General features: G+C 67.5%; 23 protein-coding genes. 17 read left to right on the forward strand and 6 right to left on the reverse strand.

From position 1 onward, the window contains the following. The first annotated feature begins 78 nt into the window (after positions 1-78). From ASG27_RS05815 to ASG27_RS05825, 3 genes are all read left to right on the forward strand, one after another. The gene (locus ASG27_RS05815; RefSeq protein ID WP_056409721.1) at positions 79-1560 is read left to right on the forward strand and encodes an AMP nucleosidase; all 1482 of its coding nucleotides are present in this window, start codon (positions 79-81) and stop codon (positions 1558-1560) included. Positions 1561-1628: 68 nt separating this feature from the next. Further along, on the forward strand, positions 1629-4409 hold the full coding sequence (locus tag ASG27_RS05820) for an IPTL-CTERM sorting domain-containing protein (RefSeq protein ID WP_082485838.1): 2781 nt from the start codon (positions 1629-1631) through the stop codon (positions 4407-4409). A gap of 329 nt (positions 4410-4738) precedes the next feature. Beyond that, positions 4739-5875, forward strand: coding sequence for a GGDEF domain-containing protein (locus ASG27_RS05825; protein WP_056409726.1), 1137 nt, complete (start codon positions 4739-4741; stop codon positions 5873-5875). Positions 5876-6046: 171 nt separating this feature from the next. On the opposite strand, the gene ASG27_RS05830 is transcribed toward ASG27_RS05825, so the two are convergent. Then, positions 6047-6694 carry an FMN-binding negative transcriptional regulator gene (locus tag ASG27_RS05830; RefSeq protein WP_056409729.1) on the reverse strand — a complete coding sequence of 216 codons (648 nt, stop codon included), beginning with the start codon at positions 6692-6694 and terminating at the stop codon, positions 6047-6049. 309 nt (positions 6695-7003) lie between these two features. Here ASG27_RS05830 and ASG27_RS05835 point away from each other — a divergent pair, with 309 nt between their 5' ends. Beyond that, the gene (locus ASG27_RS05835; protein ID WP_056409731.1) at positions 7004-7948 is read left to right on the forward strand and encodes an ATP-binding cassette domain-containing protein; all 945 of its coding nucleotides are present in this window, start codon (positions 7004-7006) and stop codon (positions 7946-7948) included. Between the two features lie 78 nt (positions 7949-8026). Here the strand turns inward: ASG27_RS05835 and purT are convergent, their stop codons facing one another. Beyond that, positions 8027-9241, reverse strand: a complete 1215-nt coding sequence (purT, locus tag ASG27_RS05840) for a formate-dependent phosphoribosylglycinamide formyltransferase (protein WP_056409735.1) — start codon at positions 9239-9241, stop codon at positions 8027-8029. A gap of 226 nt (positions 9242-9467) precedes the next feature. Between purT and ASG27_RS05845 the strand changes: the two genes are divergently transcribed. The 4 genes from ASG27_RS05845 (at position 9468) to ASG27_RS05860 (ending at position 12504) form a co-directional block, all read left to right on the forward strand. Then, a complete protein-coding gene (locus tag ASG27_RS05845; RefSeq protein WP_156370501.1) occupies positions 9468-10232 on the forward strand; it encodes a GGDEF domain-containing protein in 765 nt (254 codons plus the stop codon). 167 nt (positions 10233-10399) lie between these two features. Next, the gene (locus tag ASG27_RS05850; RefSeq protein WP_056409741.1) at positions 10400-10990 is read left to right on the forward strand and encodes a DUF3455 domain-containing protein; all 591 of its coding nucleotides are present in this window, start codon (positions 10400-10402) and stop codon (positions 10988-10990) included. Positions 10991-11149: 159 nt separating this feature from the next. Continuing rightward, on the forward strand, positions 11150-11719 hold the full coding sequence (locus ASG27_RS05855; protein ID WP_056409744.1) for a sigma-70 family RNA polymerase sigma factor: 570 nt from the start codon (positions 11150-11152) through the stop codon (positions 11717-11719). After that, a complete protein-coding gene (locus ASG27_RS05860; RefSeq protein WP_056409747.1) occupies positions 11716-12504 on the forward strand; it encodes an anti-sigma factor in 789 nt (262 codons plus the stop codon). The genes ASG27_RS05855 and ASG27_RS05860 overlap by 4 nt, the downstream gene beginning before the upstream one ends. A 150-nt stretch (positions 12505-12654) precedes the next feature. On the opposite strand, the gene cynS is transcribed toward ASG27_RS05860, so the two are convergent. Continuing rightward, complete coding sequence (gene cynS, locus ASG27_RS05865) at positions 12655-13098, reverse strand: cyanase (RefSeq protein WP_056409750.1); 444 nt, start codon at positions 13096-13098, stop codon at positions 12655-12657. A gap of 133 nt (positions 13099-13231) precedes the next feature. On the opposite strand from cynS, the gene ASG27_RS05870 reads away from it, so the two are divergent. After that, entirely contained in the window at positions 13232-14092 is an 861-nt protein-coding gene (locus ASG27_RS05870; protein ID WP_056409752.1) for an ABC transporter permease, read from the forward strand. Between the two features lie 63 nt (positions 14093-14155). Here ASG27_RS05870 and ASG27_RS05875 read toward each other — a convergent pair whose 3' ends face one another. After that, positions 14156-15745: a GMC family oxidoreductase gene (locus tag ASG27_RS05875; protein ID WP_056411475.1), complete on the reverse strand. Its 1590-nt coding sequence runs from the start codon at positions 15743-15745 to the stop codon at positions 14156-14158. Positions 15746-15923: 178 nt separating this feature from the next. Between ASG27_RS05875 and ASG27_RS05880 the strand changes: the two genes are divergently transcribed. The 8 genes from ASG27_RS05880 to ASG27_RS05915 all read left to right on the forward strand — a co-directional run bounded on the left by ASG27_RS05880 (position 15924) and on the right by ASG27_RS05915 (position 22844). Continuing rightward, positions 15924-16772 (forward strand): 3-hydroxybutyryl-CoA dehydrogenase, encoded by an 849-nt coding sequence (locus tag ASG27_RS05880; protein ID WP_056409755.1) that lies wholly within the window; start codon positions 15924-15926, stop codon positions 16770-16772. Between the two features lie 215 nt (positions 16773-16987). Beyond that, complete coding sequence (locus ASG27_RS05885; RefSeq protein WP_056411478.1) at positions 16988-17818, forward strand: crotonase/enoyl-CoA hydratase family protein; 831 nt, start codon at positions 16988-16990, stop codon at positions 17816-17818. Between the two features lie 194 nt (positions 17819-18012). Continuing rightward, positions 18013-18477: a MarR family winged helix-turn-helix transcriptional regulator gene (locus tag ASG27_RS05890; protein ID WP_056409759.1), complete on the forward strand. Its 465-nt coding sequence runs from the start codon at positions 18013-18015 to the stop codon at positions 18475-18477. Positions 18478-18548: 71 nt separating this feature from the next. Next, entirely contained in the window at positions 18549-18965 is a 417-nt protein-coding gene (locus ASG27_RS05895; protein ID WP_056409762.1) for an organic hydroperoxide resistance protein, read from the forward strand. 76 nt (positions 18966-19041) lie between these two features. Next, complete coding sequence (locus tag ASG27_RS05900; RefSeq protein ID WP_056409765.1) at positions 19042-19425, forward strand: DUF1304 domain-containing protein; 384 nt, start codon at positions 19042-19044, stop codon at positions 19423-19425. Between the two features lie 251 nt (positions 19426-19676). After that, positions 19677-20777: a DUF2855 family protein gene (locus tag ASG27_RS05905; RefSeq protein ID WP_056409768.1), complete on the forward strand. Its 1101-nt coding sequence runs from the start codon at positions 19677-19679 to the stop codon at positions 20775-20777. Positions 20778-20901: 124 nt separating this feature from the next. Next, a complete protein-coding gene (locus ASG27_RS05910) occupies positions 20902-21978 on the forward strand; it encodes a serine/threonine protein kinase (RefSeq protein ID WP_056409771.1) in 1077 nt (358 codons plus the stop codon). Positions 21979-22127: 149 nt separating this feature from the next. Then, a complete protein-coding gene (locus ASG27_RS05915; RefSeq protein ID WP_056409774.1) occupies positions 22128-22844 on the forward strand; it encodes a response regulator transcription factor in 717 nt (238 codons plus the stop codon). 139 nt (positions 22845-22983) lie between these two features. Here the strand turns inward: ASG27_RS05915 and ASG27_RS05920 are convergent, their stop codons facing one another. Further along, positions 22984-23742 (reverse strand): hypothetical protein, encoded by a 759-nt coding sequence (locus ASG27_RS05920; protein ID WP_156370503.1) that lies wholly within the window; start codon positions 23740-23742, stop codon positions 22984-22986. 133 nt (positions 23743-23875) lie between these two features. After that, a complete protein-coding gene (locus tag ASG27_RS26515; RefSeq protein WP_156370505.1) occupies positions 23876-24697 on the reverse strand; it encodes a hypothetical protein in 822 nt (273 codons plus the stop codon). Between the last annotated feature and the right edge of the window lie 669 nt (positions 24698-25366).

Here is a 25366-nt window from a genome sequence, read left to right on the forward strand (position 1 = left end):
CATCACCGCCGCGGCGGCTTCTTCCCCCTGAAAAACCGCCCGCGCTCCTGCGGGACCGCGGGCAAGCGAAAATAGAGCATGCCCCTCATCCCCGAATTCCACGCCCCCACCCGCCACACCGATCCGGCCGAAGCGCTGGCCCAGGTGCAGCGCATCTATCAACAGCAGATCGGCCACCTGCGCGAGGCCATGCAGCGCTTCGTGGCGGGCGAGACACCCACCAGTGCGGTGCGGGCCTTCTACCCCTTCGTGCGGGTGCACACCACCACCGTGGCGCGGGCGGATTCCAAGCTCGCCTACGGCTTCGTCGAGGGCCCGGGGCGGTATGAGACCACGCTGACCCGGCCCGACCTGTTCGCCCGGTACTACGCCGAGCAGTTCCGCCTGCTGCGGGCCAGCCACAACGTCGAGCTGGAGGTGGGCACCAGCGCCCACCCCATCCCCATCCACTTCTCGTTCGCCGAGCACGACCACATCGAAGGCACGCTCACGGCCGAGCGCCGCATGCTGATGCGCGACGTGTTCGACCTGCCCGACCTGGCCGCCATGGACGACGGCATCGCCAACGGCACCTGGCAGGCGCGCCCGGGCGAGGCGCAGCCGCTGTCGCTGTTCACCGCGCCGCGCGTGGACTATTCGCTGCACCGCCTGCGCCACTACACCGGCACGGCGCCCGAGTGGTTCCAGAACTTCGTGCTGTTCACCAACTACCAGTTCTACATCGACGAGTTCGTGCGCCTGGGCCACTCGGAAATGGCCAAGCCCGACAGCGAGTACGTGGCCTTCATCGAGCCCGGCAACGTGGTCACCCGCCGCACCGGCCTGCCCGCGCAGCCCGGCGACGAGCTGGGCAACGCCCCGCCGCGCCTGCCGCAGATGCCCGGCTACCACCTGGTGCGCAAGGACGCGAGCGGCATCAGCATGGTCAACATCGGCGTGGGCCCGGCCAATGCCAAGACCATCACCGACCACATCGCCGTGCTGCGCCCGCACGCCTGGATGATGCTGGGCCACTGCGCCGGCCTGCGCAACAGCCAGCAGCTGGGGGACTACGTGCTGGCCCACGCCTATGTGCGCGAGGACCACGTGCTGGACGAGGAACTGCCGCTGTGGGTGCCCATCCCGGCGCTGGCCGAGATCCAGATGGCGCTGCAGCAAGCCGTGGCCGACGTGGCCCAGGTGCCCGAAGACCAGCTCAAGCGCATCATGCGCACAGGCACCGTGGCCAGCACCGACAACCGCAACTGGGAGCTGCTGCCCGACAACATGCCCCAGCGCCGCTTCAGCCAAAGCCGCGCCGTGGCGCTGGACATGGAAAGCGCCACCATCGCGGCCAACGGCTTCCGCTTTCGGGTGCCCTACGGCACGCTGCTGTGCGTGAGCGACAAGCCCCTGCACGGCGAGATCAAGCTGCCCGGCATGGCCAACCACTTCTACCGCGAGCGGGTGGACCAGCACTTGCGCATCGGCATGCGGGCCATCGAGATCCTGCGCAACGGCGGGGTGGACCGCCTGCACAGCCGCAAGCTGCGCAGCTTCGCCGAGGTGGCTTTCCAGTGAGTTTGCGGTGGGGCGTGGGGGAAGGCGCCTACACTTGCTCACACACTGCGTGAAAGCGCCCTCACTGAATGCATCTATTGAACTCCCCCCAACGCGCACATCGAAAAACATGGGGGGTAGTTGCAGCGTTGACGGGCCTCTTGGCTGCCAGTGGGCTCCACGCCTGGGCCGCAAGCCCTCCGGCCACGGCCAGCCCGACGCAGCCCACGCCCTCGCAGGTACGGCACCATGCAGACCACAGCATCGCCGTTCCCTTCGAGGCCAACCAGGGCCAGTTTGCACCCGAGGTGGCCTTCGGTGCACGAACATTTGCCGGTGCTCTCTACATCACCAAGGACGGCACCATCGTCCACGCTCTGGCCGGCCGGGCCATTGAGCCAATGCCCCGGTCCGCGGCCAGCCACGGCGCTGCCGCGCCAGCGCAGCGTGGGCCCGGCTGGGCCTTGGTGGAAAAGCTGGACGGCACGCCAGCGCTGGCACCTTCGGGCCTGAATCCCAGCCCGGTGCGGGTCAACCGCTTTCAGGGCTCCAACCCCGCGCACTGGCCGACGGACATCGCGACCTTCTCCAGCATCGCCCTGGGCGACGCCTGGCCGGGCATCAGCGTCTCTCTGGCCGCGCGCGGCAGCAATGTGGAGAAACTCTTCACGGTCGCCCCCGGTGCCGATCCGGGCAGCATCAGCCTGTCCATCGAGGGAACAACAGCGGGCTTGCGCCTGGCGCCCGATGGTGCGCTCATGGCCGCCACGGGCCATGGCGAGGTGGCGTTCACCGCACCGATCGCCTTCCAGCTCGACACCACCGGTCGACGCGTCGAGGTGCCAGTGCACTATGCGTTGCTGGCCGACCGCACGGGCTACCGCTTCCAGGTGGGCGACTATGACCGCTCTCGCGCCCTCGTGATCGACCCGCTGCTGCAGGCCACTTACCTGGGCGGCGGTGCCGCCGACGAGGCGCTCACCATCGCGCGAGACGCGGCCGGCAATATTCTGGTCGGCGGCTTCACAGGAAGTACCCCTTTTCCCGGCACGACCGGTGGGATGCAACCCGCCTTGGTCGGAAGCACGGACGGCTATGTCAGCAAGTTCAGCAGCGACCTCACGACCTTGCTGCAGACCACCTACCTGGGCGGCAGCGGCGATGACCAGATCCGCAGCATGCGCCTGGACGCGGCGGGCAACATCTATGTGGGGGGCAACACCTCATCGACCAACTTTCCGGGTACCGCTGGCGGATTGCAGCCTGCGAAGGCAGGGGGCATGGATGCATTCCTCGCCAAGCTGAGCGGCGACATGGCCACGCTGCAACAGGCCACCTACCTGGGCGGCGGCGGGGACGAGTCGGACGGCGGCATCGTATCCATCGTGTTCGACGCAGGCGGCAACCTCCTGGTGGCGGGTACCACGCAGTCGGGTGATTTTCCGGGCAGGGCCGGCGGCGGACGGCCGAACCACGCCGGCGCCCGCGATGCCTTCGTTTCCCGCGTTGCGCCCGACCTGAAGACGCTCCTGCAGTCCACCTACTACGGCGGCAGCGGACTCGATTTCGCATCGGTCATTGCGATCGACGGCAGCGGCAAGGTGCTGATCACAGGCACCCACTGGTCTACCGATCTCCCCATGACCGCAGGCGGTGCCCAGCCTGCGCACGGCGGTCGCTACGACGGCTACGTCGCCCGTTTCAGCGCCGATCTGACCGCGCTGGAACAGGCCACCTACTTCGGCGGCACCATGGACGAGAACACGGCCACCATGGCCGTCGACAGCGCCGGCCACGTATTCATCGCGGGTTACACCGCAAGCCCCAACCTGCCAGCGGCCGGAGCGGCTCAAAGCGCCCTTGGCGGCAGCGTGGACGTCTTCGTCGCCCGGCTGAGCCCTGACCTGACCGCGGTGCAAAAGGTCACGTACTACGGCGGCAACGGCTTCGACCTGGCCTCCACCATGGTGATCGACGCGGCCGGCAATGTCATCGTCGCCGGAACCGGTGAATCGACCAATCTGCCGGGAACCGCCGGTGCATACCAGTCCGTGTACCGGGGCTCCAGCGACGGGCTCATTGCCAAATTCAACAACGACCTCACGGTGTTGACCCAGGCCACCTATTTCGGCGGCAGCGGCCGGGAGGACATCCCCGCTATCCTGATCGATGGCGGTGGCAACTACGTCATTGCGGGAACCACGGCATCGAACAACCTGACGGGCACCACGGGCGGCGCCCAGCCAGTCTTCGGCGGCGGCGCCCGAGACGCCTTCGTGGCCCGATTCACGGCCAACCTGCTGGCCAACCCCGTCGTGACCGCAACGGCGGGCAGCCACGGCAGCGTGAACCCCGCCAGCCAGAGCGCGCTGCCGGGGCGCCCGGCCACGGTCACGGTGACGGCGGATTCCGGTTATGTCGCGAGCGCCACCGGGTGCGGCGGCACTCTGGCGGGAACGGTCTACACCACGGCGAACGTCACGGCAGATTGCAGCGTCACGGCCACTTTTCTGCTCGTGCAAACGATCAGCGTCGGGCCCTTGCCGACGGTGCCAGCCTTTCGGGCAGGCACGAGCTTCGTACTTCCTGCAGCCACCAGCAGCTCAGGCCTGCCGGTCACCTACACCAGCACCACGCCAGCCATCTGTACGGTCGCGGGCACCACGGTCACCATGGTCGGTGCGGGCACCTGCGGGATCATCGCGACACAGGCGGGCAACGGGGCCTACGCGGCGGCGACGGCCAACCTGAACCTGGTATTGGCAGCTGCCGAGCCCGTCGGAATCCCCGCACTGTCGCCCTACGGTGTGGTCGCCATGTCGCTTTTGCTGTCGGGCCTCGCCTGGCGCAGACGGCGTGCTGACCGATAGGCCCAAGGCAGCTCCATCGACAATGCTACTGAATTAGGAGCTGCTTGCCCTTTCGTATACTGCCCGGACGTTCAATCTGATGCGCTGACGATGGCATGCACCCTTTCATTCATTGCACGGACCGAGCGCTGTGGCGGCAAGGTCGGGGTCGCCCGGGAACGGCGCCACGCCCGCACTGTCTGGCAACACGCGGGTGTTTCCAGCCCCCACCACACCGACGACCTCGCCGTCGGTGGGACGTGCACCGGCCCGGCGCAACGCCAGCGATGCCGTAGTCCGCGCAGTGGTGCCACGTGGGATTGCAGCCAACCGGACCGGGGCCGCAGCAGATGCCGCTAGACTTCCTCACGCTCATGACTGCGATGGCGGCCAACCTGTTCATGATCTCGGCCGCGCTGCCGCTGATCATGGGCCGGGACGTGAGCCGGGCGGCGCGCCACGTGCAGGCCAGCCTGCTGCTGCAGGCGCTGGCCTGGGCGGCGATCATCGCGTCGAGCTCGCTGTGGGACCGCACGCTGTCCACCGTGTCCATCGCCTGCAACGCCGCCGCGCAGTGGATGCTGTACCGGGCGCTGGAAGAATGGCTGGGCCCGCGCCCGCTGCGCCGGGTGCTGCTGGCGCTGGTGGTCGCCGCGCCGCTGGGCTACGCGCTGGGGTTCGACCACTACGCCTGGCGCGTGGGCTGGGCCAACGGGCTCATGGCCGCCATCCTGTGCATCGTGGCGCGCGCCACGCTGTACCCGCTGATCCTGGCCGACGTGCGCTGGCGCAGCGTGCTGCTGGGCTGCCTGCTCACGTCCGCCGTGTTCACCCTGGCGCGCGGCCTGCTGGGCGCCTTTACCGACGAGTACCCAAGCTTTCGATCGCCGCACCCGATCAACCTGGCGGCGGCCCTTGCCACCAACGTGAGCCTGGTGCTGGGCACCGTGGCCGTGCTGGTGGCGTGGCGCTACGAGGCCGAGCAGAAGCTGCGCACGCTGGCCATGACCGACGGCCTGACCGCGCTGCTCAACCGGCGCGGCTTCACCAACCAGGGCGACAACCTGCTCGCCCACGCGTGGCGCCACCGGCTGCCGCTGACCGCGCTGATGCTGGACCTGGACCACTTCAAGCAGATCAACGACACCCACGGCCACGACGCGGGCGACCGCGCGCTGCAGCTGTTCGCGCGCCTCTTGGGCGACACCTGCCGCAGCGGCGATTTGATCGCCCGGCTGGGCGGCGAGGAGTTTGCCGTGCTGATGCTGCACAACACGGCCGCTGCGGGCGTGGCCTTCGACCGGCGCCTGCGCCACCGGCTGCACGATGCGAGTGCGGCCGAACTGGGCTTCGTGCTGGACTACAGCGTGGGCATGGCCGCCCTGGTGCCCGGCGAGGCCAGCCTGGCCGCGCTGATGGCCCGCGCCGACGGCGCTCTGTACGAGGCCAAGACGGCGGGCCGGGGGCGCCTGATGGCGGCACCGTAGCGCTGGAGCATGGCGCTACGCTATTGATAGCGCCTGGCGCGCTCCCATCCAGCGGTAGAGGCGTTTTTCCTGCTCAACATCCGGAACGGCGGCGGCGCTGGAACCTGCGGGGCATGCAGGTGGCATGCGGATCGCAGACGCGGGCACGCACCGGCGCCCGCAGGGTCAGCCTCAGGGCTTGATCAGCCCCGCCACGTCCCGCGCGGAACCGGCAGGTTCCTGCAGCAGGTGCGCGATCACGCTGCGCCGGTCGGCCTCGGTGCGCTGCTGCGACAGGAAGCGCTTGCCCACCAGCCGGTCCACCAAGACCTCGAACCCCACCAGCCGTGCCGCCGCCTCATCGATGAAGGCCGGCTGTGCATCGCCGATGGACCAGGGCTGCGCGCGGCCGCCTTCCTGCGCCGCGGCCAGCGCCCCCAGGTGGGTGCGCATCCAGCCGGCATCGTCCACCCAATGCAGGCGGCCACGGGCCTCGGCGGCGGCGTAGTTCCAGCTGGGTGCCAGGCGCCCGCTGCGCTGGCCGTTCACGTACCAGCGCGGCGAGATGTAGGCATTGGGGCTCTGGAACACCGCCAGCACCTCGGCACCGTCCGGCACCGACTGCGCCATGCCGTGCCGCCGCGCCACATGGCCGCGCAGGCGCACGGCGCCGCCCGGTTCTGCCACCACCTCCAGCGGCAGCAGGTCGGCCTGCAGCCCCGCGCCATCCGGTAGCGCAGGCAAGGTGGACAGCGTGACCACGGTGGCCAGCGGGTGGGCGCGCATCAGCGCGTGCAGTTCGCTCGGGTCGTCGGCTTGGAAGAGGGGCTGGCTGTGCATGGTTGTGGATTCAGATTCAGGTGGGGGTTTGCATGGCGGTCCGAAACAGGCGGCGTCGACGGGTTCAATCTGGCACCGTGCCGGCCCGCGCCCAGCGGGGCATAGCGCCCACTGCCTGCATGCGGGGAACGACAGCGCGGTGCCGCAGACCACTCCAACGCGGGTCTCATGGCATGCGGCGCGATGGGGCATGGGATGGCGTGGCAGGGCCTATGCCACGCACCATGCCGCAGGCCAGCGCCGGCGGCCGTCGCGGGCGCGACGCACGGGTGCCATGCCCGGGGCGCCCGCATCGCACACAATCGGTGCATGACCTCCGCACTCTTTGAAGTTGAGCAACTGCGCAAACGCTACGGCGAGACAACCGTGGTGAACGATGTCTCCTTTGCCATCGCCCCGGGCGAATGCCTGGGCGTGATCGGGCCCAACGGCGCGGGCAAGACCACCACCATCCGCATGTGCCTGGGCCTCACGGCGCCGGACGGCGGGGCGGTGCGCTTTTTTGCCGAGCCCGGCGCGCAGGCCCTGCACATGCCACGCGACGCACTGGCCATCAAGGCGCAGTTGGGCGTGGTCACGCAGTTCGACACGCTGGACCCGGACTTCACCTGCGCCGAGAACCTGCGCGTGTTCGGCCGCTACTTCGGCCTCAAGGGCGCGGTGATGGACGAGCGGGTGCCGCGCCTGCTCGACTTCGCCGCCCTCACGCACAAGGCCCACGCCAAGCCCGGGGAGCTGTCGGGCGGCATGAAGCGGCGCCTGAGCCTGGCCCGCGCCCTGGTCAACGACCCGCGCCTCTTGCTGCTGGACGAGCCCACCACCGGCCTCGACCCCCAGGCCCGCCACCTGATGTGGGAGCGCCTGCAACTGCTGCTGCAGCAGGGCAAGTCCATCCTGCTGACCACCCACTTCATGGACGAGGCCGAGCGCCTGTGCTCGCGCCTGTTGGTGCTGGACCACGGCAAGAAGATCGCCGAAGGCCGCCCGCGCGAGCTGATCGCCCAGCACCTGGAGCCCGACGTGGTGGAGGTCTTCGGCCTGGGCGCGGTGGCGCTGGCCGAGGACGCCGCGCTGCGCGCCCTGGCGGCGCGCGTGGAGATCAGCGGCGAGACGGTGTTCTTCTACACCCAGAACGCCCAGCCGCTGCTGCAGGCGCTGGGCGCGCACCCGCACCTGCGCACGCTGCACCGGCCGGCGAACCTGGAGGACCTGTTCCTGAAACTCACGGGCCGCCAGATCCGCGAGGATGGTTGACAGCGATTGCTACTGATCTAGTAGCAAACAAAGGCCGACCAACGAGCGGTAGCGGCCTTTTTCACCACAACCGCCCGCTTACGCCACCCGTGGCTTGACCTTGCTGGCCGCGAGCTTGGCGTTGGTGCGGGCCGTCTCCACATCGGACGCACGCGCCAGGGCCACGCCCATGCGGCGCTTGGCAAAGCTCTCGGGCTTGCCGAACAGGCGCAGGTCGGTGTCGGGCACGCGCAGCGCCTCGTCCACGCCGTCGAAGACGATGCCCTGGGCTTCCACGCCGCCGTAGATCACGGCGCTGGCGCCGGGGTTGCGCAGGCGGGTGTCCACCGGCAGGCCCAGGATGGCGCGGGCGTGCAGCTCGAACTCGCTCTGGTGCTGGGTGCACAGCGTGACCAGGCCCGTGTCGTGCGGGCGGGGGCTCACCTCGCTGAACCACACGTCCTGGCCTTTCACGAACAGCTCCACACCGAACAAGCCCTGGCCGCCGAGGTTGTCCGTCACGGCCTTGGCGATCTGGCGCGATTTTTCGAGCGCGGCCGGGTGCATGGGGTGGGGCTGCCAGCTTTCCACATAGTCGCCGCTCACCTGCACGTGGCCGATGGGGTCGCAGAAGTGGGTTTCGATCTGGCCGCTGGCGCCCACGGCACGCACCGTGAGCTGGGTGATCTCGTAGTCGAAGTCGATGAAGCCCTCGACGATCACACGCCCGTGGCTCACGCGGCCGCCGGCCATGGCGTAATCCCAGGCCTTTTGCACGTCGGCGGGGCCGTCGATCTTGCTCTGTCCCTTGCCGGAGCTGCTCATCACGGGCTTGACGATGCAGGGGTAGCCGATGCCCTGGCCATTCTCGCCATCGATGGCCGCCTGCAGCTCTTGGAGCGAATTGCAGAACTTGTACGGGCTGGTGGGCAGGCCCAGCGTTTCGGCGGCCAGCACGCGGATGCCTTCGCGGTCCATGGTGAGGCGTGCGGCGCGGGCGGTGGGGATCACGCGCACGGTGCCGGCGGCTTCGAGCTCTTCGAGCATGGGGGTGGCGATGGCCTCGATCTCCGGCACCACGAGGTGCGGGCGCTCGGCTTCGATCAGCGCCTTGAGCTGTGCGGGGTCGCTCATGGTGATGGTGCGCGCATGGTGCGCCACCTGCTGGCCGGGCGCGTTGTCGTAGCGGTCTACCGCGATGGTCTCCACGCCCAGGCGCTGCAGGGCGATGAGCACTTCCTTGCCCAGCTCGCCCGAGCCCAGCAGCATGACTTTGGTGGCATGGGGCGACAGGGGGGTTCCGAGGGTGGTCATGTCAGGCTTTCAGAAAATCGAAGGGTTGGGGGCTGCACCCACGCGCGCGGACTCGGTCGATGGGCTGGCGGGTCGGTGCAGGCGACTGTAATGCACCCGCCCGCCCCGCCGACCGCGCCCCGGTCGCGCAAGTGCTTGCGCCCCTGCCGCCCTTTTCCTACGATAGCGGCCTGCCCCGGCCCGCCGGACAGCCCCCCCGCCACGCGCACCCACCCATGGAGCCCCCTTGACCTCCGGCGAACACGACCAGCTTTTCCTCCAGCGTCTGAACGACGTGATGCAGCGCATCGCCCACCAGGGTGACCTGCATGCCGTCGAACCCCTGATGGCCATGACCGGCCAGTTGCCCCCGGACAGCACCCTGGCCCAGCTGGCCGAATCGTTCGCCCACATGGTGGTCAAGCTGGAGGCGCGCGAGTTCGAGCTCGAATGCCGCATCGAGGACCTGGACCAGACCCGGCGCGAGCTGGAGCAGGCCAACCTGGACCCGCTCACCAACCTGCCCAACCGCATGATCGCCCGCGACCGCCTGCGCCAGGCCGTGGCCGACGCCCGTACGCGGCAGGTGCAGTTCTCGGTGTTCTTCCTGGACCTCGACCGGTTCAAGAAAGTCAACGACACCCTGGGCCACGCCGCGGGGGATGAGTTGCTGGTGCAGGTCACCCAGCGCCTGTCGGCCTGCCTGCAGGAGGGCGACACCCTGGCCCGCCTGGGCGGGGATGAGTTCCTGTGCGTGCTGCCCCGGTGCGCCGAGGCCGCGGCAGCCCAGGCCATCGCCAGCCAGATGGTGGCCGCGCTGAACCAGCCGTTTCCGCTGGCCGCAGGGCAGGCCGACATCGGCACCAGCATCGGCATCTCGCACTTTCCGGAGCATGGGCAGACGGTGGACGAGCTCATCGCGTTTGCCGACGCGGGCCTGTACGAGGCCAAGCACCGCGGGCGCAATGTGTGGGCTTACTCGCCCAAGCAGGCGCCACTGCGCACGGGCTGAGGCCGGCAAAGCGCCGGCCTGCGTGCACGCCGCCCACCCCGGCGACGGGCCAACAAAAAAATATTTTGCGCAGCCTGCATCCAAATGGCGTTCTCGCGGGTAGTACCTGCAGCAGCCGATCTTCACCGGCCGCTGTCCTTTCCACCCAACTGAAGAAAGAGAACGCCATGAACACCACCCTGACCTTGTCCTCGCGCACCCTGGCCATCGCTGGCGCCGTGACGGCCGCCGCCCTGCTGACGGCCTGCGGATCGATGTCCTCGTCTTCCGCATCGTCTTCGCGCCCCATGATGTATTCGCAAGACGGCCTGCCCGACACCATCAAGGTGCCCGCGGGCCACAAGGTCGCCATGGAAACCGTGGGCGTGGGCGAGATCACCTACGAATGCCGCGACAAGGCCAACGCCCCCGGCCAGACCGAATGGTTCTTCGTGGGCCCCAAGGCCGTGCTGAACGACCGCAGCGGCAAGCAAGTGGGCACCTACTACGGCCCGCCCGCCACGTGGGAATCGCAAGACGGCTCCAAGCTCACGGCCACCCAGCTGGCCGTGGCGCCATCGGGCACCGGCAACCTGCCCTACCAGTTGGTCAAGGCCAACCCGGCCATGGGCTCGGGCGCGATGACGGGCGTGACCTACATCCAGCGCGTGGCCCTCAAGGGCGGCGTGGCGCCTGCCGCAGCCTGCACGGCCACGAACAAGGGCGAGCGCCAGATCGTGAAGTACCAGGCCGACTACATCTTCTGGAAGGCCGCGTAAGCCTGCGCCCCACCGCAGCCCGGCGGGGCCGCCCAGTAATTCCCTTGGGCTGCGCAGGACTGCGCGGGTGTGGGGCGCATTGCCCGGTACGATGTGTGCCGCCGGGGCTTCCCCGGCAGACCCGCCCATCCCGCCGACGCGCCCCCACACCTGCCCACCGTGCCCCACGAGCCGCCTGTTGACCTGGACTACGAAGCCACGCTGGCCGCCTGCGCGGCCGGCGACCGCCAGGCCATGCGCAGGCTCTATGAACACGAAGGCGCCCGGCTCCTGGGCGTGGCGCTGCGCATCGTGCGGCAGCGCGCCCTGGCGGAGGACATCGTGCACGACGCCTGCCTGAACATCTGGACCCGCGCTGCCAGCTTCGACGCCCAGCGCGGCAGCGCGCGCGGCTGGATCTACAGCGTGGTGCGCAACCTGGCGCTCAACGCCGTGCGCGACGCGGGCCGCCATGCCGATGTGGACGACGACACCACCCAAGCGCTGCAGGACGCGCAGGCCGCACTCGCCCACCGCGAGGTGGCCGAGGCCTTCGAGCTGAACGCCAGCCTGGGCCGTCTGCAGCACTGCCTGGAAGCGCTGGACCCCGCGCGCCGCAATTGCGTGCTGCACGCCTACGTGGACGGCTGCTCCCACGGTGAGATCGCCGAGCGCCTGGGCGCACCGCTGGGCACCGTCAAGGCCTGGATACGGCGCAGCCTCACCTCGCTGCGGGAGTGCATGGCATGACCGGGCCCACGGACACCCACACGGACAACGCGGCACCTCTGCCACCGCAGGACGATGACACCCTGGCGGGGGAGTACGTGCTGGGCACCCTGCCCGCCGCAGCGCGCCGCGCGCTGGAGCAGCGCCTGCCCAACGACCCTGCGCTGCAGCACGCCGTGCTGGCCTGGGAGGCCCGGCTGCACCCGCTGACCCAACTGGCCGAGCCCATCGCACCGCCGCCCGCACTGTGGGCGCGCATCGATGCGTCCCTGCAGGCCGCCCGCCCGGACACCGTGGCCGCGCCCCAGGCCACCGCCCCGCGCGGTGCCCGCACCAACCCCGCCAAGTCCGCATCGGCCTGGTGGAACCACCTGGGCCTGTGGCGCGCGCTGGCCGGATCGGGCTTTGCGATGGCCGCCGTGCTCGCAGCCGTGCTCGTCACCCGCACCGCCCCGCAGGTCGCGCCCACGCAGTTCATGGTGGTGCTGGTGGCGCCGCAGGACAAGGCACCGGGCTGGGTGGTGCAGGCCAGCGCGCCGCGCACCATCAGCCTCATACCGCTGGGCGTGGCCGAGGTGCCCGCCGGCAAGGCGCTCGAATTCTGGACCAAGGCCGACGACTGGAACGGCCCCGTCTCCCTGGGCCTGGTGCAGCCCGGCCAGCCGCTGCAGTTGCAGCTCGACAAGCTCCCGCCGCTGCAGCCCAACCAGCTCTTCGAGCTGACCCTGGAGCCACCCACAGGCTCCCCCATCGGCAAACCCACCGGCCCGATCCAGTTCATCGGCCGCGCAGTCAAGGTGCTTTGACGGCAGGCGCCAAGTGCTTTAGGCGTGGCTCTTTGCCTGTATCACCGCACTCCACACAGGCACGCTCTACGCCAGTGCACCCGTGGAACTGGCTCCGCCAGGCCACCGGGTGCGTCCCCCTTGGGGGAAGGCGCGAAGCGACTCAGGGGGTCAATACTGCCTATACGGGAGGAACTTGCCCGACAGCACGACGTTCACGCGGTCGCCCTTGGGGTCGGCCTCGCGCTGGATGTCCATGCTGAAGTCGATGGCGCTCATGATGCCGTCGCCGAACTCCTCGTGGATCAGCTCCTTGATCGTGGAGCCGTACACGCTCACCACCTCGTACCAACGGTAGATCAGCGGATCGGTCGGCACCGGTGTGGGCAGCGAGCCCTTGTAGGGCACCACCTGCAGCCACTTCTGCTCTTCGGACGTGAGGCCAAAGATCTTGCCCAGCACCTTGGCCTGCTCGGGCGTGGCGGTCATCTGGCCCAGGCACAGCGCGGTGGTCCATTCCTTGGACTGGCCCACCTTCTTGGCAATGGCGTGCCACTGCAGGCCTTTGGCGACCTTGGTGCTGATGATCTTTTCGGTGACGTCGGTGCGGTTCATGCGGTCTCCTCGGGGGGTGGTGAAAGGGCTGGAAGGGGTACGCCCAGCCACAAGCAATGCCCATGCCCGCAGGCCGCGCGGCCCTGCCGCGCAGGTGCTGGCGGCCACCGGGATGACGCCGCACAATAGGCGCATGCAGACCCCACCTTCGTCCCCCGCCCACGGCATCGCCGACGCGCCGCAAGAGCCCTCCCACTGGCGCCCGCCACACCTGTCGCCCCGCTGGTGGCCGGTGTTCCTGCGCAACCTGCTGGTGTGGCGCAAGCTGGCCATCCCCAGCCTGGTGGGCAACATCGCCGAGCCGCTGATGTGGCTGGTGGCCTTCGGCTACGGCATGGGGGCGCTGGTGGGCCAGGTGAACGTGGGCGGCGCGGGGGGCACCACCACGCAGGTGCCCTACATCCTGTTTTTGGCCAGCGGCTCGATCTGCATGAGCGCGATGAACGCGGCGAGCTTCGAGGCGCTGTATTCGGCCTTCTCGCGCATGCATGTGCAAAAGACCTGGGACGGCATCATGAACGCCCCCGTGAGCCTGGACGACGTGGTGCTGGCCGAGATGCTGTGGGCCGCCTTCAAGGCGCTGTTCACCGTGTCGGCCATCCTGTGCGTGATGCTGGCGCTGGGCATCAGCCACAGCCCCAGGCTGCTGGTGGCGTGGCCGGTGCTGCTGTTCGTGGGGGTGATGTTCTCCAGCATCGCGCTCATCTTCAACGCGCTGGCCAAGGGCTACGACTTCTTCACGTACTACTTCACGCTGGTGCTCACGCCGATGATGTTCCTGTCGGGCGTGTTCTTCCCGCGCGAGCAGCTGCCGCCCATCGTGCGCGCGATCTCCGACTGGCTGCCGCTGACCAACGCGGTCGAGCTGGTGCGCCCGCTGTTCATGGACCAGTGGCCCGCCCACCCCTGGCGCCACGGGCTGGTGCTGGTGGTGACCACGGTGGTGGCGTTCTGGGTGGCGCTGGCGCTCACCCGCAAGCGCTTCAAGGCCTGACGCAGAGCCCGGCAGTCCACCACGACGCGGGCGCAGGCACCCGCGCGGTGGACCGTCAGCCCTTCACGCGGCGGCGCGCAGCAGGTCCACGGCCTTCTCGGCAATCATCACCGTGGGTGCATTGGTGTTGCCGCTCACGATGCGCGGCATGATGGACGCGTCCACCACGCGCAGGCCTGCCACGCCGTGCACGCGCAGCGCGCTGTCCACCACGTCCATCACGCCCGGCCCCATGCGGCAGGTGCCCACGGGGTGGTAGATGGTGTCGGCGTACTGGCGGATGAACTGCTCGATCTGCGCGTCGGTCTGCGCACCGGCGGACGCGGGCAGCTCCCGGGCGCCGTACTGCGCCAGGGCGGGCTGCGTGAGGATCTCGCGCAGGCGCTGAAAGCCCCGCACCATGCGCAGCATGTCGTCGGGGTCGGACAGGAAGCGCGGGTCCACCAGCGGCAGCGCCATCGGGTCCTTGCTGGCCAGCGTGACGGACCCGCGGCTCTTGGGCTGCAGCAGGCACACGTGGGCCGAGTAGCCGTGGCCCAGCACCGTCTTGCGGCCATGGTCCACCAGCTTGCCGACCACGAAGTGCAGTTGCAGGTCGGGCACCGGCTCGGTGGGGTCGCTCTTGATGAAGCCGCCCGCCTCGGCGAAGTTGGTGGTCAGCATGCCGGTGCGGTGCCGGCGCCATTCGGCAATGCCGCGCAGCGCGTTGAGCATGCCGGTGGGCGACAGGCCGAACAGGTCGCGGTGGTTGGGAGCGTCGAGCACCTGCACCACGTCCGGGTGGTCGTGCAGATGCGCGCCCACGCCGGGCAGGTGGTGCAGCACGGGGATGCCGTGCCGCTGCAGCTGCGCGCCCGGGCCCACGCCCGAGAGCATCAGCAGCTGGGGCGACAGCAGCGCACCTGCGCTCAGCAGCACTTCGCGTGCGGCCTTGACCTGGTGCAGCGCGCCGCCCTGGCGGTATTCCACGCCCACGGCGCGCTGGCCTTCGAACAGGATGCGCGTGGCGTGGGCGCTGGTGATGACCTGCAGGTTGGGCCGCGCCCGGTGCGGCGTGAGGTAGCCCTTGGATGCACTGTGGCGCTCGCCGTTCTTGTGGGTGACCTGGTACAGGCCCACGCCTTCTTGCGTGGCGCCGTTGAAGTCGGTGTTGTGCGGGTGGCCGGCCTGCACGCCTGCCTGGGTGAACAGGTGGCTGAAGCGGTGCGGGCTGCGCAGGTCTGCCACGTTGAGCGGGCCACCCTGGCCGTGCCAGGCATCGGCGCCGCGCTCGTTGTGCTCGGCCTTCAGGAAGTACGGCTTCACCTCGTCCCAGCCCCAGCCCGGGTTGCCCTCGCTCGCCCAGTGGTCGTAGTCGGCCTGCTGGCCGCGCACGTAGATCATGGCGTTGATGGAGCTCGAGCCGCCCAGCACCTTGCCGCGCGGCTGGTAGCCCTGGCGGTTGTTGAGCGCGGGCTGCGGCGTGGTGTTGAAGCCCCAGCCGTTGAGTTCGAACTTGGCCATGACCGCCAGGCCCGCCGGGCAGTGGATGAGCACGCTGCTGTCGGCCGGGCCGGCTTCGAGCAGGCACACGCGCACGGCGGGGTCTTCGGTCAGCCGGCCGGCCAGCACCGAGCCCGCCGAGCCGCCGCCGATGACGATGTAGTCGAACAACATGGTGTCTGTCTCCTCCGCCCTGCGGTGCCGCGGGCGGTTTGTGTAGAGTGAAATGCGGTTCGCACACCCCTGCACACGGGCAGGGCGAATCCACGCCAGGCCACGATAACCGAACGGTCGTGCGATTCGCTTTACCATCCCGTCCATCCGTTTCACTTTGAAGAGAGCTCTCTATATGACGATTCAGACCGTTGGCATCATCGGCGCGGGCACCATGGGCAACGGCATTGCGCAGGCCTGCGCGGTGTCGGGCATTGACGTGGTGATGGTCGACATCTCCGATGCGGCAGTGCAAAAGGGCCTGGCGACCGTGGCCGGCAGCCTGGACCGCCTGATCAAGAAGGAAAAGATCAGCGCGGCCGACAAGGATGCGGCGCTGGCGCGCATCAAGACCTCCACCAGCTACGACGACCTGAAAGCCGCGCAGCTCGTGATCGAGGCCGCCACCGAGAACTACGAGCTCAAGCTCAAGATCCTGAAGCAGGTGGAAGCCATCGTGGCGCCCGAGGTGCTGATCGCATCGAACACCTCGTCGATCTCCATCACCAAGCTGGCGGCTGCCACCAGCCGCGCAGACCGGTTCATCGGCATGCACTTCTTCAACCCCGTGCCGATGATGGCGCTGGTGGAGATCATCCGCGGCCTGCAGACCAGCGACGCCACGCACGACGCCGTCAAGGCCCTGGCCGAAGCCCTGGGCAAGAGCCCCATCACCGTGAAGAACGCGCCCGGCTTTGTGGTCAACCGCATCCTGGTGCCGATGATCAACGAGGCCTTCTTCGTGCTGGCCGAGGGCCTGGCCACGCCCGAGGACATCGACGCGGGCATGAAGCTCGGCTGCAACCAGCCCATCGGCCCGCTGGCGCTGGCCGACATGATCGGCCTGGACGTGTGCCTGGCCGTGATGGACGTGTACCTGACCGAGTTCGGCGACAGCAAGTACCGTCCGTGCCCGCTGCTCAAGGAGATGGTCGCGGCCGGCCGCCTCGGGCGCAAGACTGGGCGCGGCGTTTATACCTATTGATCCCCCTGAGGCGCTTCGCGCCATCCCCCAGAGGGGACGCCACCGGTGGCCTGGCAAAGCCAGTTCCACGGTGGCACTGGCTTGGTACGCGTCGGTGACGAGCGCAGTGGCGCAAGTCGATGATCCTGCGCCTCACGGAGCGCTGTCCCACGCGGGACGGCGCTCGGGTTTCATAGCGTTTTCAATGGCGGGCAAGGAGACACCAAGCCATGTCCATGCCCGCCAGCGCTCACACCATCATCCCCACCACGCCCCCGCCCGAGGGCTGCATCGACACCCAGGTGATCGGCCATGTGCTGCTCATCGGCATCAACCGCCCGGCCAAGCGCAATGGCTGGACGCCGCCCATGTTCCGCCAGCTGGCCGAGGCCTACACGCACCTGGACGACGACCCCGAACTGCGTGTGGGCGTGCTCCATGCGTTCGGCGACCACTTCACCGCGGGCCTGGACCTGCCCGCCGTCAGCGCCTACATGCAGCGCGGCGAAAAGGCCATCCCCGAGGGCCTGGTGGAGCCGCACGACTACGGGCTGCCCGGCTACCGGCGCCGCACCAAGCCCATGGTGGTGGCGGTCAAGGGCATCTGCTTCACGGTGGGCATCGAGCTGATGCTGGGCGCGGACATCGTGGTCGCGGCGGACGACTGCCGCTTCTCGCAGATGGAGGTGCAGCGCGGCATCATGGCCACGGGCGGCGCCACGCTGCGCATGGCCGAACGCGCAGGCACGGGCAACGCGCTGCTGCATTTGCTGACCGCCGACGAGTTCGGCAGCAGCGAGGCGTACCGCCTGAACTTCGTGCAGAAGGTGGTGCCCGCCGCGCAGGTGCTGGACGAGGCCATCGCCATCGCCCGCCGCATCGAGGCCCAGGCGCCGCGCGCCGTGGTGGCCACGCGCCTCAATGTGCTCAAGGCCATCGAGCAGGGGCAGGCCGCCGCGGTGGCCGACTTCATCCCGGTGCAAAAGCAGCTCTCCCACAGCGAAGACGCGGCCGAGGGCGTGCGCGCTTTCGTGGAGCGGCGGCCTGCCCGCTTCACCGGCCGCTGAACGGCCCACGGCCTGGGCCCTCACCCCGGCCTTGGCCCGAGCCTCGGTCATTCGCGGCTTGCACCCGCACGCGCGCCGTGCGTGAATAGCACCTTCGCCCGCCCACCGGCAGACCCGGCCGCAAAACCGCACCGGCAACAAAAGATTACACAATTGAATTGCGCACAATTCAATTTCGCCGCACAATTCACTCCATGGCCCGCAGCAAACCCACCACCGACACCCCCAGCCCAGCCCTGCTGCGCCTGGACAACCAGGTGTGCTTCGCGCTGTATTCCGCCTCGCTGGCGATGACCAAGCTGTACAAGCCGCTGCTCGAAGCCATCGGCCTGACCTACCCCCAATACCTGGTGATGCTGGTGCTCTGGGAGCGCGACGGCGTCACCGTGTCCGAGCTGGGCGAGCGCCTGTTCCTCGACTCCGGCACGCTCACGCCGCTGCTCAAGCGCCTGGAAGCCTCGGGCCTGATTGCCCGCCTGCGCGACGTGCAGGACGAGCGCCGGGTGCGCATCACCCTCACCCCCGCTGGCCGTGCGCTGCGCCAGGGCGCAGAGGCCATCCCGCCCTGCGTGCTGGAAAGCAGCCAATGCACCATCCCCGAGCTCACGGCCCTGACCACCGAACTCAAGCAACTGCGCGACCGGCTGGGCCAGCGCTGACGGCAGCGGCCCAATTTTTCATCGATTCCCTCCCCGCCCGCCTGTGGGCAACAACCTCAAAGGAAGACACCATGACGCAACTCGAAAAAGTCCTGTACACCGCCAAGGCCCACGTGACCGGTGGCCGTGATGGCGCCGCCAAGACCGACGACGGCCGCCTGGACGTCAAGCTGTCCTCGCCCGGCACGTCCGGCACGGGCACCAACCCCGAGCAGCTGTTCGCATCGGGCTACGCAGCCTGCTTCATCGGTGCGATGAAGGCCGTGGGCGGCAAGATCGGCATCCCGGTGCCTCAGGACGTGTCCATCGACGCCGAAGTCGACCTGGGGCCCATCCCGAACGCCTACGGCATCGCCGCCCGCCTGGCCATCAGCCTGCCCGGCCTGGACAAGGAAACCGCCCAGAAGCTGGTGGACGCAGCCCACCAGGTCTGCCCTTACTCCAACGCCACGCGCGGCAACATCGACGTGACCATCACGCTGGTGTAAAGACCATGCCGACGACCCCGCGGTGGCCGCACGCCGGCCGCGGCGGGGTGGTTGGCGTGCGTTCGCCAGTCTTGCCATGAACCGCTTGCTGATTCCCCGCATCGCGGTGGCCCTGGTGGCCATCGAGCATGCGTACATCCTGGTGCTGGAGATGTTCTTCTGGAACAAGCCTCTGGGCCTCAAGACCTTCAACCTGACCCAGGAGCTGGCCGACGCCACCGTGACGCTGGCGGCCAACCAGGGGCTGTACAACGGCTTCCTGGCCGCCGGCCTGTTCTGGGGCTTGTTCACCCATAACCGGCTGTTCAAGATCTTCTTTCTGGCCTGCGTGATCGTGGCCGGCGTGTTCGGCGGCGTGACCGCCGTGCCCAAGATCTTCTTCACCCAGGCGCTGCCGGCCATCATCGCCCTGGCCCTGGTGCTGGCGCTCGACAAACCGGCCGCACAGCGCAGCCTATAAGCTTCGGCCACCCGCCAAAGCTATCAAAACAATAGCTGCCAACGCTTGCACAACAAGCGGTGGCGGCTATTTTTCATGGCAACCACGTGCCTGCAAGCTGGCAGTCAGCCACTGCAAACGGGCTGGGCCCTGTGCGCTGCCCCGTGCGTGCACACGCGGCCGGACACGAGCGGATACCGCAAGGCGTGGCCGTGTCGCCCACGCGCCCGGGCCTGGTTGAGCCGTGCAGCGGTTTGCGCTAGCGTGTGAGGATGAGCACCACCACCCTCCTCGTGCGCCAGGACCAGCTGGCCACCACCCGCCTGCACACCGCGAATGACGACGCACCGCTGGCCGACGGCCAGGTCCGCGTGCGCGTCGACCAGTTCGCGCTGACCGCCAACAACATCACCTACGCGGCCATGGGCGAGATGCTGCAGTACTGGCAGTTCTACCCCAGCGGCGAGGCAGGCTGGGGCATCGTGCCGGTGTGGGGCTTCGGCACCGTGGTGCAGTCGCAGTGCGCGGACGTGGCGGTGGGCGAACGGCTGTACGGCTACTGGCCCATGGCCGATCAGGCCGTGCTGTCGCCGCACCGCATCACGCCCGCGGGCTTTGCCGACGGCGCGCCCCACCGCGCCAGCCTGCACGCGGTCTACAACCAGTACCTGCGCGCTGCGGCCGACCCGTTCTACCGCACCGACAACGAAGACGTGCAGGCGCTGCTGCGGCCGCTGTTCGTCACCTCGTGGCTCATCGACGACTTCCTGGACGACCAGCAGTTCTTCGGCGCGCGCCGCATGCTGCTGTCCAGCGCATCGAGCAAGACGGCCTACGGCACGGCCTTTCAGCTGGCGCAGCGCGACGGCATCGAGGTCATCGGCCTCACCTCTCCGGGCAACGTGGCGTTTTGCGAAAGCCTGGGCTGCTACGACCGCGTGGTGACCTACGACGCGCTGGAGGCCGAGATCGATGGTGCGACACCCAGCGTGTACATCGACTTCGCGGGCAGCGTGGGCCTGCGCCAGCGCATCCACGCGCACTTCAGCGGGCTGGCCTACAGCTGCGCCGTGGGCGCGAGCCACGTGCAGGACCTGGGCGGCGCAGGCCAGCTGCCCGGCCCGCGCCCGGTGATGTTCTTTGCGCCCGCACAGGTCAAGAAACGCAACGCCGACTGGGGCGCGCAGGGCCTGGGCCAGCGGCTGGTGGGCGCCTGGAACCACTTCAGCACCACGGTGCAGGCGCCGCCCGCGCCCTGGCTCACGGTGCAGCACCATGCCGGCCCCGAGGCCACGCGGGCGCTGTTCACCCGCATGCTGGCAGGCAGCGGCGACGCGCGCGCCGGGCACATCGCGACCTTGCAGGCCGCTTGAGCTGCACGTTATGGGCGGGGCCCGGGCGACCGCCGCAGGCCGTTGCCCAGAGACTTCCGGGCGCTCTGCAGCGGCGTAGCGACCCCACCGCCCGAACGGCGGCGGCGCACGGCGACAATGGGGCATGACCCGACCGCCCCCCGACAGCACGCCCGACGCCGCTGACACGACCGCTTCGCCTCACCCGCTGCACCCCTACGCCCAGCTCACACCCGACCATGTGCTCGACGCGCTGGCCGGCGTGGGCCTGTACGGCGACGGCCGCCTCATGGCCCTGTCGTCGTATGAGAACCGCGTGTACCAGGTCACCCTGGAAGACGGCCAGCGCGTGGTCGCCAAGTTCTACCGCCCCGGCCGCTGGAGCGAGGCGCAGATCCTGGAAGAGCACGCCTTCGCCGCCGACCTGATGGCCGCCGAGGTGCCCGCCGTCGGCCCGATGGTGCTGAACGGCCAGACGCTGCACCAGCACGACAGCTTCGCGTTTTCGGTCAGCCCCTGGCGCGGCGGGCGCCAGCCCGAGCTGGACGACTTCGAAGTGCTGGAATGGATCGGCCGCTTTCTTGCGCGCATCCACACCGTGGGCGCGGCGCAGCCCTTCGTGCACCGGCCGCTGCTGGACGTGGAGACCTTCGCCACCGCATCGCGCGACTGGCTGCTCGCCCACGAGATCATCCCGCTCGACATGCAGGCCACGTGGAAGGCCCAGTGCGACAAAGCTATTGAATTGATAGCTGCCAGCGCTTTACCATCGAGCGGTAGCAGCCCTTTTGGCTTGAAAGATGCCACGCCCATCCGGCTGCACGGCGACTGCCACCCCGGCAACATCCTGTGGACCCCGCTCGACGAATACGGCCGCGGCGGCCCGCACTTCGTGGACCTGGACGACGCCCGCATGGGCCCCGCGGTGCAGGACCTGTGGATGCTGCTGTCCGGCGACCGCCGCCAGCGCACCCACCAGCTCAGCGCCCTGCTGGACGGCTACGAGCAGTTCCGCAGCTTCGACCGCCGCGAGCTGGCGCTGATCGAGCCGCTGCGCACGCTGCGCCTCATCCACTACAGCGCCTGGCTGGCACGCCGCTGGCAGGACCCGATCTTCCCGGCCAACTTCCCGTGGTTCGGCAGCAGCGACTACTGGCGCGGGCAGGTGGACATGCTCATCGAGCAGTGCGAAGCAATGCAGGAAGAGCCGCTGGCGGCGTAGCGGCTGCGCGCGCTGCGCAGGCCTCGGCGCCACTGCAAACGATTGTCAACTCGCGCGCACAACCGGTGGATGTCGGGCAATATCAAAGCGCCTCCCCGAGAGGCGTTTTCGTATCGATTCCCAAGGGCTGACCCCCTCATCACACCACCATGCGCATTGCCGTCCTTGACGATGACTCCGACCTTCTGGAGCTCATCAAGGCCCACCTCGAACGCCATCACCATGTCTGCCACGTCTACGCGAGCGGCGCGAGCCTGCTCATGGACACACGGCATGAAACCTTCGACCTGCTCATCGTGGAGTGGCACCTCCCCGACATGGAGGGCATCGACGTGGTGCACAGCGTGCGCCAGGGCATCGGCCCGCAGTTGCCCATCCTTTTCGTGACCAGCCGCCACGACGAGCGCGATGTGGTGGAGGCGCTGAACCGCGGCGCCGACGACTACATGGTCAAGCCCCTGCGCATGGGCGAACTGGCGGCGCGGGTGGCCGCACTGCTGCGCCGCGCCTACCCCGAAGCGCTGGGTGCCGCTGCGCGGCAGGAGTTCGGCCCCTACCGCTTCGACCTGCAAAAGCGGCTGCTGCTGCTGCGCGGCACACCCCTGAACCTCAAGCACCGCGAGTACGAACTGGCGCTGTTCATGTTCCGCAACGCGGGCCGTCTGCTATCGCGTGCGCACCTGCGCGAAGTGGTCTGGGGTGAGATCAACGAAGCGCCGTCGCGGTCGCTGGACACACATGTCTCGCGCCTGCGCAGCAAGCTGGAATTGACGCCGGAAAGCGGCTACACGATCACGTCGGTCTACGGCATGGGATATCGGCTGGACTTGCCTGGAATGCAGCGGGGAGCCACCGCCGCAGGGTAAGGTGCCAGGCTGTGGCCGCTAGCGCGCAAGGCGCAGCGATCACCCCGCAGCCAGTACGCGCCAAAGAAAATGCCAGTCAGGGCTCGCCTGACCGGCATGGGACAGAACTCGCGTTCGTCGACCTCGTTCTGATGTTCTGCTATGGCCGCATGGCGCAACACGCATTGAAGATGACTTGCGCTCTGGCGACCACCTTGTCACGATCCACATTGCCGGCCGGCACATTACTGGGCAGCAATTCGCCCGCGATGTACGGATCGAGAATTTCAGCAGACGGATCTGGCGACAAGACCAATTTCCAGGCAGCAGACTCTACCGGGTCATAGAGATGATACCGGTCGGTGACCGTAATTTCATAGGCATAGGACATCGCGACTGGATCGCCCGTCATGGCCAAGCCGAGAAGTTCCTTGGCTGCGAGTTTGGCGTTTTCACTCGCAGGATCGTTCCACTTCTTGGCCGACTCTTCATGGACAAGTTTTTCGACGGCCTTGAACGTTCTGGCGCCAGGATCGCCTGCCAACGCGGCTTCCGTCATCAGCTTTTGAATGAGGGGGCGGTCTTCCGGCGGCACGTCCTGGCAAAGGATTTTGCGCACCTCTAAAAAAAATATCCTTTGCTGAACCTCCGGCAACTCAAGGTCTTGCACGGAACGCGCTTGGCCCGTTGATTCCAGGTCGGAGATTTCATCCAGCAGATCCTGGCAATCCAGCATCTGCTGGGCCCTGACGTACGAGGGATGCCCTTTCGGAGGAGGCATATTTTGTACGAATATGTGCGGGTCCAGACCTGTGAAGTAATTTTGTTGTGCCCAGACGTTTCCAGCCGCCGTTCCACAAGCCAGCACAGCCATTGCCAGACCACTGCGCAGGAATAATTTCGGAGATTTGTACATCATGATTTCATCTCATGTTCGTTGGTGTTTGAAAATCAGGAAATGAGCAATCCGTCAGCCCACGGATTCGAAGACTCCAACGGGAAACGCTCCCACGAAATCCAAGGCCCATTGACTGCCGACGGGTGCGCCCGCATCAAGGCGGGGCCAAACTATAATCAGGCTGCAGCTGATGAAAATATTCAACCGGGGTGTATCCCATAAAATACGGAAGATTGGGGTCCAATGGGTTCTGCCTGAAAGAAATGAATCCATAGAGAAGCCTATGCGTACTCACGACGGCCCCTCCAGAATCACCAGGCTGTACCGGCCGAAGTGTATTGATAGCCCCTTTGGCAACGCCTTCCGGTGGAGACTCCGGACCATGCGGAATGGGAGCACTGACCCAATCGCAAGTGATATTGGTGATAGCGCCGCTGGTACAAAACGGCAAACCCGGTGCAGGCGAGCCAACGCCTGCAAGAGGCAATGATGAAAATGTAGGTAATCCGAAGGGTACAGTGATCACCCTCCCTACTGCACGCGGTGTGGTCGTGTACGTCAAATGGCAAGGATTGTTCCATTTGGGGTCGACTACACACACGTGATTCCAGGTCACGTCAGGCGGCACACGCACCATGGCTACGTCCCGAATCTGATCCAACCAGACGACCTTCCCGAGCCACTGCCCGCTGTTGAAGCCAAGGCCCACCCTCACCTCTTCGTTTGCCACCACACAGTGCCTTGCAGTCACAGCGTACCGCGTATTCTTCCGGTACGCTGTAATGTTCTGCCAAAAGCCCCTTCTTCTGAAGACACCGCCTACCGTGCAGCTCTCCCCATTCTCCATGTGAATCTCAGTGCCAGCCATGGCAGGTATTTCCTGTCGTCGCTCATGCACGGCGAACGACATTGTCGATACAGTCGTTCCAGCAAAAAACACCAGAATTTTCAGTTTGTCGATTTTGCTCTTCTTCATTTTTTTCTCCAAAGTTGAAAACTTTTTGAACTATCGGTATCAGAAGGCGAAAACAGGCACCAGTCGAATTGCTTCATTCATATCAAACACTCCTTGTATCAAAATGCCAAGTATTGCGTTGCAACAAAGCGTGCACCGATATCCAATGCACATATTGAATGTAGCTTTTGCAAAGAGTATGTTTATTCAAAAAAGCCGTCGGCAAGAGCGACAAATGGCGATTAGCTGCCGCTCGGCAAAATCTAAAGGAAGTTATTGAAATGGCGTCTCTGTACCGCGTAAGTAGGCGTAGGACCGGATCCAGAGTGAATCCTTCAGCAGACCCAAGAAACGCACGGCAGGGCGCCTGAGCCGCGAGCATTGCGCTTGCGGCATTGGCTCTATCGCCGATTCGCCGGAGCCCAGCACAGCCGCAGGCGTGCACCCACGTCAGCAGGGACATGAAGCCTTTGCGGCCCGCGTGCCGGGCTTCGTACACGAACTGGTCCGCCGCGCCACCGCCCCTTCGGCATGGGGGCCCGCTGTAGCCCGCAGGCCATACCCGTTCGAAGCTCGCAGTGGCAACGCCTGCGGCGCTGTCGGCGTGCGGGAATGCCGGTGTTTGCCTCACCGCCCGCGCCTGCCGGCCAAGACTCAGGGTCGGCTACACGCCACGGTGCCCACCCTTTC

It is taken from the genome of Acidovorax sp. Leaf191 (assembly GCF_001424425.1).
Taxonomy (GTDB): domain Bacteria; phylum Pseudomonadota; class Gammaproteobacteria; order Burkholderiales; family Burkholderiaceae_C; genus Acidovorax.

Coding starts and splice junctions, on each gene's coding strand:
- ASG27_RS05910 (WP_056409771.1), top strand. CDS start 20,902: ATGACCCGACCGCCCCCCGACAGCACGCCCGACGCCGCTGACACGACC.
- ASG27_RS05850 (WP_056409741.1), top strand. CDS start 10,400: ATGAACACCACCCTGACCTTGTCCTCGCGCACCCTGGCCATCGCTGGC.
- ASG27_RS05815 (WP_056409721.1), top strand. CDS start 79: ATGCCCCTCATCCCCGAATTCCACGCCCCCACCCGCCACACCGATCCG.
- ASG27_RS05890 (WP_056409759.1), top strand. CDS start 18,013: ATGGCCCGCAGCAAACCCACCACCGACACCCCCAGCCCAGCCCTGCTG.
- ASG27_RS05895 (WP_056409762.1), top strand. CDS start 18,549: ATGACGCAACTCGAAAAAGTCCTGTACACCGCCAAGGCCCACGTGACC.
- ASG27_RS26515 (WP_156370505.1), bottom strand. CDS start 24,697: ATGAAGAAGAGCAAAATCGACAAACTGAAAATTCTGGTGTTTTTTGCT.
- ASG27_RS05885 (WP_056411478.1), top strand. CDS start 16,988: ATGCCCGCCAGCGCTCACACCATCATCCCCACCACGCCCCCGCCCGAG.
- ASG27_RS05820 (WP_082485838.1), top strand. CDS start 1,629: ATGCATCTATTGAACTCCCCCCAACGCGCACATCGAAAAACATGGGGG.
- purT (WP_056409735.1), bottom strand. CDS start 9,241: ATGACCACCCTCGGAACCCCCCTGTCGCCCCATGCCACCAAAGTCATG.
- ASG27_RS05915 (WP_056409774.1), top strand. CDS start 22,128: ATGCGCATTGCCGTCCTTGACGATGACTCCGACCTTCTGGAGCTCATC.
- ASG27_RS05905 (WP_056409768.1), top strand. CDS start 19,677: ATGAGCACCACCACCCTCCTCGTGCGCCAGGACCAGCTGGCCACCACC.
- ASG27_RS05880 (WP_056409755.1), top strand. CDS start 15,924: ATGACGATTCAGACCGTTGGCATCATCGGCGCGGGCACCATGGGCAAC.
- ASG27_RS05920 (WP_156370503.1), bottom strand. CDS start 23,742: ATGATGTACAAATCTCCGAAATTATTCCTGCGCAGTGGTCTGGCAATG.
- ASG27_RS05870 (WP_056409752.1), top strand. CDS start 13,232: ATGCAGACCCCACCTTCGTCCCCCGCCCACGGCATCGCCGACGCGCCG.
- ASG27_RS05900 (WP_056409765.1), top strand. CDS start 19,042: ATGAACCGCTTGCTGATTCCCCGCATCGCGGTGGCCCTGGTGGCCATC.
- ASG27_RS05825 (WP_056409726.1), top strand. CDS start 4,739: ATGCCGCTAGACTTCCTCACGCTCATGACTGCGATGGCGGCCAACCTG.
- cynS (WP_056409750.1), bottom strand. CDS start 13,098: ATGAACCGCACCGACGTCACCGAAAAGATCATCAGCACCAAGGTCGCC.
- ASG27_RS05860 (WP_056409747.1), top strand. CDS start 11,716: ATGACCGGGCCCACGGACACCCACACGGACAACGCGGCACCTCTGCCA.
- ASG27_RS05835 (WP_056409731.1), top strand. CDS start 7,004: ATGACCTCCGCACTCTTTGAAGTTGAGCAACTGCGCAAACGCTACGGC.
- ASG27_RS05830 (WP_056409729.1), bottom strand. CDS start 6,694: ATGCACAGCCAGCCCCTCTTCCAAGCCGACGACCCGAGCGAACTGCAC.